Source organism: Crocosphaera watsonii WH 8501, assembly GCF_000167195.1.
In the GTDB taxonomy this organism is placed as follows: Bacteria; Cyanobacteriota; Cyanobacteriia; order Cyanobacteriales; family Microcystaceae; genus Crocosphaera; species Crocosphaera watsonii.
Genome location: NZ_AADV02000003.1, coordinates 340957 through 347519, shown reverse-complemented (window position 1 = coordinate 347519; position 6563 = coordinate 340957). Strand labels below are relative to the sequence as shown.

At 36.1% G+C, this 6563-nt stretch carries 3 protein-coding genes and 3 pseudogenes; 2 read left to right on the top strand and 4 right to left on the bottom strand.

From position 1 onward, the window contains the following. Window positions 1-799 (bottom strand): annotated as a pseudogene (locus CWATDRAFT_RS08735) (IS1634-like element ISCwa1 family transposase); the annotation flags it as partial. Window positions 800-909: 110 nt separating this feature from the next. Between CWATDRAFT_RS08735 and CWATDRAFT_RS08730 the strand changes: the two are divergent. Further along, a complete protein-coding gene (locus CWATDRAFT_RS08730) occupies window positions 910-1923 on the top strand; it encodes a tetratricopeptide repeat protein (protein ID WP_007304668.1) in 1014 nt (337 codons plus the stop codon). A gap of 38 nt (window positions 1924-1961) precedes the next feature. Beyond that, window positions 1962-2552 carry a precorrin-6Y C5,15-methyltransferase subunit CbiT gene (gene cbiT / locus CWATDRAFT_RS08725; RefSeq protein ID WP_007304667.1) on the top strand — a complete coding sequence of 197 codons (591 nt, stop codon included), beginning with the start codon at window positions 1962-1964 and terminating at the stop codon, window positions 2550-2552. Between the two features lie 114 nt (window positions 2553-2666). Here cbiT and CWATDRAFT_RS08720 read toward each other — a convergent pair. From CWATDRAFT_RS08720 to CWATDRAFT_RS08710, 3 genes and pseudogenes are all read right to left on the bottom strand, one after another. Then, window positions 2667-3254, bottom strand: a pseudogene (locus CWATDRAFT_RS08720) (zinc ribbon domain-containing protein); the annotation flags it as partial. A gap of 242 nt (window positions 3255-3496) precedes the next feature. Then, a pseudogene (locus CWATDRAFT_RS08715) lies at window positions 3497-4627 on the bottom strand (IS1634-like element ISCwa1 family transposase); the annotation flags it as partial. Between the two features lie 304 nt (window positions 4628-4931). Next, the gene (locus CWATDRAFT_RS08710) at window positions 4932-6422 is read right to left on the bottom strand and encodes an IS66-like element ISCwa4 family transposase (protein ID WP_081450932.1); all 1491 of its coding nucleotides are present in this window, start codon (window positions 6420-6422) and stop codon (window positions 4932-4934) included. Between the last annotated feature and the right edge of the window lie 141 nt (window positions 6423-6563).

The window sequence follows — 6563 nt, the reverse complement described above, 5'->3', positions numbered from 1 at the left end:
TTCTTCCACCTCTATATTTTGCACTAATTCTTTTGCTTTTTTTATGGTCATTGGAACGTCTCGTTATCCATGTTAAATGTTGGATTAGTTGGAGATTTTCTTGACCATATAAAGCACTATCACAAACCATGATACTATCAAACTTTATTTGCTTTTTGAATTCTACTAAAACTTTTCCAAATACAGCTTTATCAGATTCATTTCCATCTCCTACTCTCACAAATAATGGAATATCTCCATCTTGGCTTGTTATTAAATCCAAGACACATTGTTTTAAGTCTGGTCTATGATCCCGAGAATATCCTTTCTTAATAAAAATTGGTTTTTCTTTAATAATTTTTTCTTCTTCCTGTTTCTCTTTATCTTCTTCCCTTTTATATTCTCCATCTAAATGAAATGATGTGGAATCTAAATGGGAGTATTTAAGGTCTATTTTAAATTTTTTAATTACTTCTAAAACTACTTCAATAAAAATATCATTTAGTCCATATTTATATAATTCATCCATTACTCTCCCAATTTTATCATCATTAAGGTAATCAGGTTTAATTCTTTCTCCTAACAATTTCTCAATGGCTTTATCTTGAAAAAACTGACTGAATAAATATAGAGGTCTTGAAACAAATCCTAGTCCATTGATTAAAATAGACTTAACTACTGTACCTGCTGAGATTTTTTCTCTAACATCTATTCCTAATTTATTATTAATTATTTTGACTATTCCTATTTCATCAATTAAACCAGCTACTATCCCTAAATGGTCTAAATTTTTAACTTGTATTTCTTCTAAATAAGACATTTTTCGCTCTTTTTTTACAGAGGAAACAACTTAAGCAATTATCCCACTTTTTTGTCTTCAAGAGCTTAAGCAATTATACTTAATTATTAACCCCAGGCTTGTAGTATTTAATGCTACTTTTTGAAGTGCGGAATCTGGGTTTAACCCAACAATTAAATCAATCTCGTCAACTTTGGGAACTTAATCAAAAAGATCCCAACCGCCTCACCCAACTTCAAACTAACTTAGAAACTTATCAGCAACAAAAAGAAATTATTGTCCTTACAGAGGCTCGCCGTGCAGCTAAAACTGGGAATCTTAGTGAAGAAATCTCCTATTACGAAAATGCTCTCAGCCTCAAATCCACTCAGTCTTATTGGGTTTATCGTAATTTAAGTCATGCCTATTGGCAAAAGGGAATGAAGGAAAAGGCACTAGAAACTCTCAATCAGAGTATTGCTCAAGAACAAATCCCGATTGTTGGCTATGAGATTATGGCCAATTGGTTACGGGATTTAAAACGAGAAAAAGCTTATGAAAAGACTTTAGCAGAAGTTATTCAATATGACGAGGACATCGCTATTGTTCAGAAAGCTCTGGGTAAATTAATGCTACAACATAACCAACTTCAACTGGCAGAAAAATATTTACACAGGGTTGTTTTTCTAGCTCCAGATGATTTGGAAGCCAATTTTTTGCTAAGTAAGTTCCTAAAACAGCAAGGGGAATATGCTCCAGCCTTGACAATCACTCGCCAACTGATGAACCATCAACCCAACAATGTGAGTATTTGGTTCCAGTATCTTCAACTATTGGTTTTAACCCAAGAATCCAATATTGAGCAAGTCTTAAATCAGTGGTTAAAAATGACCCCTGACAATCTCAAGGCTCATTTAAACTGTGCCAAGTTTTTAGCTAAGCAAGAATACACAGTTACTTCATCCCAATTACTTGATAAAATTATTCAACAATTACCGACTCATTCTGATGGTTTAAGCATACTTCAAGAATTTTTGCGATTTCGGCAATTACCTAAGCCATTATCTAAATTCCTGAGTCGCCCTAAGATTGCCAAAATTATCCTCCACTTTTTCAAATTTGTTTCAAGTCATGACTATGTCCGTTCTAAAATGTTAAAAAGCTAATCAAAGAAATTTCCTGTCACCCAAAAGGTTATAAAATTATGCTTTGGCCTTATAAAACCCCTGGTATTCCTGATAATCTCTTTGCAAGACTACCAGGTATCCCCCTCAGTAAACGAGAAGTCCGTTTATTGCTAATTTCAGCCTTAAGATTGAAACAAGACTCAGTGGTGTGGGATATTGGTGCAGGAACAGGAACTATTCCCGTTGAACTCGGCATATTATGTCCTGATAGTCAGATTATTGCCGTTGAACGAGACGAAGATGTAGTTAACCTGATTCGTCAAAACTGCGATCGCTTTGGTGTACAAAATGTCAAAATTGTTGAAGGACAAGTCCCCAACTGTCTCAACGAACTAGAACCCCTACCCGATCGCATCTGCCTCGAAGGGGGAAAACCTATCAAAGAAATCTTAACAGAACTGTGGCTACGATTAAAGCCCGAAGGACGGCTAGTAGCCACAGCTTCTAACCTAGAAAACCTTTATCTCATTTCAGAGGGTTTATCAGCCCTGCAAGCACGGAATATAGAGGTAGTTCAAGGGGGGGTGAACCGCCTAGAAACCAGGGGGATTTATCAAACTCTAGCTGCGGTTGATCCCATATTTATTCTCAGTGGTGAAAAATTTTAACCCTTTGTACCATAGAGAAAGGGGCAATTATTGAGACTCCCTGGGTTAAAACCGCAGGGATTCTAGAGGTTATCTAATCAGGGGATAAATCCACCTGATTAGACATTACCCTAGTTAGGACGAGCGACCCCGCGCCGTTGCACGGCGCATGGGAACGCGCGAGGGGGGACTCCCATTGACCCCATCCTTTAAACCGTCTGCATCCATTACAGATACAGTTTTCTCAAGGTCTAAAGGACATGAAAAACCTAACCATTGACCTATATTTTGACTGGCATTCCAATCAGAATTGCATTGATAACCATCAAAACCTCTAAAAAAATGCCCATTTCTCTTCCCAATTACACCATTTCTATGGTCTGATTTAGAAGTATAGGGTGCAGGTATTAATTCAAAAGGTACACCATTCTTGATAGCTTTATAACGAGTTAACGTTTCTAACTGGAAATATGACCAAGTATGGCGACTATTTCCAGCATCAGACCTAACTCTTTTAGATTGTTTTGAAGTGTGCCTAATCTTAGATAAATCTTCAAATCTCAATCCCATACCATAGTCTTTGGCCAATTGAACTAACTGTTTAGAAATACAATGATTGATGTAGGTTATGATGCGTCTTTCTTTAGATTCTAGGCGCTTAATTACTTTACGCTTATTGGCTTTTTGGAGTTGTTTTCTAAGTTTTTGATAACGTCTTCTTAACCCAGATTCCGCACTTCAAAATGTAGTATAAAAAAATACATAGTTTTAAAAAGTCCGAAAATCATACCTGGGCAAGAATATTTCTCTTTTCATTAAATTTTTAGGAAAAATAATCAAATTAAGAAGATTTATACTCATTGAAAACTTAGCAAGACTCAGCACAAACGAAGGAGAGTTTCCTCTTCTCATTTGATATCATTAGACTCTTATTCTTTTATTATTTTTGCTTTATCCAATTCAATTTATAGATAATATCTTTGACAAGATGCAGGTAATAAACTCAATATAAAACGCCTTTCTTCTGTTAAATTGACAATTTGTTTAACTCCGTTTAAAATCACATAATGAATACCTTGAAAACATTGAAATATCCACCTCAAAGTCGGACGCAATGTTACTTTCCCTACTTGATTATTTATTCCTTTTTTGACTCTTTTTAAACAATTTATTAATTCTCTTTGCCCCAAGTTATAAATCAACAAACACAAAGACATTAAAAATAACATTGTTTCCATTCTTTCTGGTTTTTCAACGAAGAAACTATCAGTAAAAAATAAGGGATCTTTCAAAAATCGAAATCCTCTTTCCGTAGATTGCTGGTTTTTATAAGTTATCAGAATTTCACTAGCTTCTAATTTATTTTCCTCTACTAAGTTAGTTGCTAAAATAAATTTTCCTGCTTCTTTAGTCTTTCTACTTATCTCTTCATCTTTTTTGATGATCAGACTAATCATTTTATAAATCTTTTCCTTTTTTTTCGAGTAAGTTTCAATCAGTTCAACTTCTTTTATTTCCAACAATCTCAATTTTTTATTAATAGCTTTTAATTTATATCGAGCAGCTTGAGGATGTTCAAATTCTTCAGATTGTATTTCTTTAAGAAATTTTTGGGATTTCTTCTCTTCTTGGGAAAGTTGTTTTTCTAGTTTTTCCAAATCACTTTTCTGTCTTTTTTCACTCAAGACTATTAACCAAGTTTGCTTGATTCCACCATAAGTAACAATTTCTTCTTTCCAGGTATAACTTTCTAAATTTAGGTCACTTCTTTTTTCTTTATCTTCATCTTTTACTTCTTCCACCTCTATATTTTGCACTAATTCTTTTGCTTTTTTTATGGTCATTGGAACTCTCGTTATCCATTTTAAATGTTGGATTAGTTGGAGATTTTCTTGACCATATAAAGCACTATCACAAACCATGATACTATCAAACTTTATTTGCTTTTTGAATTCTACTAAAACTTTTCCAAATACAGCTTTATCAGATTCATTTCCATCTCCTACTCTCACAAATAATGGAATATCTCCATCTTGGCTTGTTATTAAATCCAAGACACATTGTTTTAAGTCTGGTCTATGATCCCGAGAATAGTAACTGCTCACCGCAACAAAAAAGTCTTATTGAAAAGCACTACAAACAACATCAGTTGAGTCAACAAAAATATAAGCCCTGTGATTTAGCGTAAAATTTAAGCTAATTTGTTACGGCTATTTTAATGACTAACATTCCCAGAATCAAGTCCTTTAAAAACCTCAAATAAAAACAACAATATGAGAAAAAAAAAAGAATAGTAAGATAGTTTTTTGTTAGCGGAGATTATCCGCTAACCCTGTTTATTTTTGTACAGAGAGATAGGGCGATCAAGAAAAATCTATCCCCCATCGGCTCCGGAGCCTTTTACATCTCTAATCCTGGGGGACTCCGACCAGCTAATGAAAATAATTCGCATAATTGGACAATGGCATTTTGCCCCTGTAATCTCATGGTCTCTAAAAAACTGAACATTTGGGTGACTAACTCTGCACCCCAGTCGCTTCTTGCTCCCCCACTTACTTTGCGGTGAATGACAATGGGACGTAAAGCTCTCTCAGCATCATTATTATCTGGTTTGACTTCAGGATAAGTTAGAAAGGTGAACCACTCTTCCCAATGACGTTTGAGACGGTTAATCAATCTTTGTGCATCATAAGGCCATCCTTTTTTGGGAGTTGCTTTAAAAATCTTTTGCAGTGAGTTCTCGACTTCTGTTCTTTTGGAGCCTAAGTCTTCAAGGGTTAAATTTCGAGCATGATAATGACGATAATGGATACGGGCGGTTGCTAAAACTTGCTGTACATCGGCAGCAAATTCTCGATTCGCTTGAAAACGACTGGTTTTAAGGGACTCTAACTCTCGTTCTAAATGTGCCAGACATTTCTGTTTGGCCATCGCACTTTGTCTAAAGTAGGCACTATAGCAGTCACTGGTGAGGATGCCCTTAAAATCTGCTCCTAACAATTTCTCGACTTCTGCGGAGCTTCTAGTGGGAGCCAACATCAGCACACAGACCTCATTTGATGTGGCTACCCAAACCCAATACTTGATGCCATCGATGCAATAACTGGTTTCGTCAACACATCGGATTCCTGGCTGCTGGATGTACTTTAACCACTGTTGGGTCAAGGGTTCTAAACTTTCTTGAAACCATTTGTGCATTTTGGCAAGGCTCCCTTGAGAAATGGGAATGCCAAAGACATACTCTATAAAATGTTCCTGTTTACGCCATGTAAGATTACCCCCATAGCCAAGCCAGCCCACGATGCTACTTAATCGCGCCCCATAACGGAATCCTTCTTTAACTCCCAATGGAACAGGACTGTAATCTGACCATCCACAACTAGGACATTTATAGAATCCGCGACGATATTCCCTGATTTCTATGGGTTGGTCTACTACTTCAGCCACTTGCTGGACTTTTTCGGGAACTACTTCATCTCGTTCCACTGAACCCCCACAAACAGGACAGTTTTCTAGTTCTAAAGTGACTATCTTATCGGGCTGACCAAAACCATTACGGGTCTTCCCTGGGTGGTCATATTTTGGTCCGCGTTTAAATCCTTTTTTGCGTTTCTTTTTGTCAGAAGGCTTTTTTAGTTGGTCTGATGATGGGGGGACTGAACTGTTTTTTGAGTTACGGTTTTTTAGCTTATCTCTCTCTTCTTTCAATTTTTCAATTTCTTGCTGTTGTGTAGAGATTTGTTGTTGTTGCTGGTCAATCAGTCTTTGTTGAAGAGATAACTGTTGTTGTGCCTTGACTAGCCACTCAATCATGAAGACATTGTTCGCCAACTGTTCATCGGCGATAGCTCTAAGGTAATTTCCGAGAAAGCTTTTCCCATAGGGGGTAATCGCTTGGACTAAAGGCTTTCAAGAAATAAAAGGAACAAAGAGTTAGCGGATCTTGGTACACAACTTTAAAATTTCATAATTGGCTTGTCTGAAAAAACAGAAGAAATAGATTAAAATGAAGAGGTAAAAAGATTAGAGAGA

Coding starts and splice junctions, on each gene's coding strand:
- CWATDRAFT_RS08730 (WP_007304668.1), top strand. CDS start 910: ATGCTACTTTTTGAAGTGCGGAATCTGGGTTTAACCCAACAATTAAAT.
- cbiT (WP_007304667.1), top strand. CDS start 1,962: ATGCTTTGGCCTTATAAAACCCCTGGTATTCCTGATAATCTCTTTGCA.